Source organism: Herbaspirillum sp. B65 (genome assembly GCF_000333555.1).
Classification (GTDB): domain Bacteria; phylum Pseudomonadota; class Gammaproteobacteria; order Burkholderiales; family Burkholderiaceae_D; genus Herbaspirillum; species Herbaspirillum rubrisubalbicans.
In genome coordinates, this window is the sequence record NZ_BADI01000344.1 from 1 (window position 1) to 2,131 (window position 2,131).

Below are 2,131 nucleotides of genomic sequence, written 5' to 3' on the forward strand. Positions count from 1 at the left end.
CTTCATTGTTCATACGCCAAGAGATTGACCCGCTTTCAAGCTTCGAGATAGCCTTTTCGCGCGCGCTCACAACTCGCTCCAACTTTGATACCTTTATCACTGCAACGGAGCAATCAAGGCACGCGACAACAGATCGCATCGCACGTTTTGTACATACCCCGGTCTCAGCACATCCGCCCAATGGCGTTTCTTTGAAAGTCATCTCTCCTTTTTTGAACATCGCAAGAGTTTTCTCGCGATCAAAAAGCAGTCCCCTCTTTCTATTTGATTGCACGAACAGGCCGTGCGGTCCGTGTAGAGCCTCTTCACTATGTACTACATGTAAAGTGTAGGAAAGGTACTGCGATTCGATCTGAGACTCTTGGTAGAGAGATGCGAAGTGCGTCCTAAAATTCGCAACCAGATCTACAGCGTACGTAGCTCCGCGTGCGTAATAATGAGTCATTGCGACAGTTATATGCTTAAGTTGCCTACGTAGCGATGAAAATGAAACTAGGCCGCTTGCGGAAGCAAATAGTGCTAAAGATCGGCGCAGTTGATGAGATGAAAATGGCCAGCGCTTGCCAACTTGAAAGCGTTCGTCGTCACGCCACGCGCGATGCGGGTCAATGAATTCTAGTTCGTTCAAGTCATCTTTGCTGATTATCAGATTTGCGCCCGATATGAATTCTGGAACGCGACTGCCACCCACAGATGTTATTCTTGGCTTCACAGTGGGGGCGAGTTTCCCTACGGTTTTGCAAAACGGGATATGCGCGACACTCAGAAAAAGCGGAGGCTTTTGGGCCCGCCTCTTCAACGAATCAGGCAAATACTTCCAAGTCCACGATGCTATTTCTTTAGCAATTGCGATTGCTCTCGCTCCCTCCGTAGAAGTAATCCATCGAACGTGATATGGTTTCCCATTATTGAACTTGGTTGTAGTACCGTAGATTTCAAAGATGTGTGTTTCATCCAGTCCACTTATTCGCAAGCAATCGCACTCGAGTGCTATTCCCTCTCCAATGCGCATTCCCGAGTAACAAAGAATGGTCATCAGGCAGGCCATCTGCATGCGCCACAGAAGCGTCGCAACGTCATGCAGGAAGCGGACGTCCTTCTTCTCAAAATATTCTGTTAACTTGAACTCTTGCACCAAAGCTGGGAGCGGGCTGCCGCCTAAATTTTTTGGAAAGACGGTTAGCGCGGTCGACCCTCTGCCCTTGGAACCAGAGTCGTCTCCGCATTCTTTCAGTACTCTCGTCGCAAAAGCCAGTACATTGCCAATTACTCCCTCTGCATCAGCAATCTCCGTCCCAAGAAAGTGAAGAAGTTGAGAATACAGCGCAGTTGGGATGTGTGCGTGCTGCTGATATTCTTCTCTCTTAATGTCGAGGCTATTGAGGAGATTTGCATAAACCCTCGGATCCATGGATCGAAAGCCGCACTCCTCTTCTCCAATGCGAGCAAAAATATTGATCAATCCAGATATTCTTCGGCTGGATTGAATTGGATTTTCCAAGCTCCTCAGGAATTCCCCCATCAAAATGGGACGATTAAAAACGTCTGCAAGATCGACTTCCTTGCGCGACGCATACAGACAAATTCGACCCAATACTTTAGCCACACTCTTCAGCGTGGTAATCGCGATTGGAAAGTTCGCAGTTTTCCATATGGCCAAAAAGATCATCCACTTGCAGTCTGCGGAAATCTGAGCATTCTTTTCAGATAGATTATTTCCACACCATCTCACAAAATATATCTTTGACGAATTCTCATTCGTGTATGGTGAAAAATCCCAGACATTGTCTGCGTAGATCGACAGAGGCGCACCATCGTATCCTCTACTAACCACGAAGTCCGAAAGTGGCCTGCTATTGGGTTGAGTGCACGTATAAGTGTCTGGACTCCACTTCTCCTTGAAAATGCTAGGCAGTGGAGAATATTCTCTACTAATCATTATGGTCACTCATCGGGCTTTCCTACTGGAATATCCATTTCCAACAGCATCTGCGCTTTTTGCTCCCAATATGGATCCAAAATTCCTTCGATTTCCACTTCCTTTAATATTCTTGCCGCCAGCCGTTCATGGTGCTCTGAGATACTCATTATTTCCTCGATGATTGCCCGAATCCTCGCAAGAATTTCGCCG

General features: G+C 47.0%; 2 protein-coding genes. Both read right to left on the reverse strand.

Going from position 1 to position 2,131, the window contains the following annotated elements; genetic code table 11:
* Window positions 1–1,669: hypothetical protein (locus I5W_RS08615; RefSeq protein WP_044528912.1), on the reverse strand; the 1,669-nt coding region annotated here is incomplete at its 3' end.
* A 275-nt stretch (window positions 1,670–1,944) separates the two neighbouring features.
* Window positions 1,945–2,131 (reverse strand): hypothetical protein (locus I5W_RS31985; protein ID WP_217284442.1); only part of this gene is annotated, 187 nt, incomplete at its 5' end.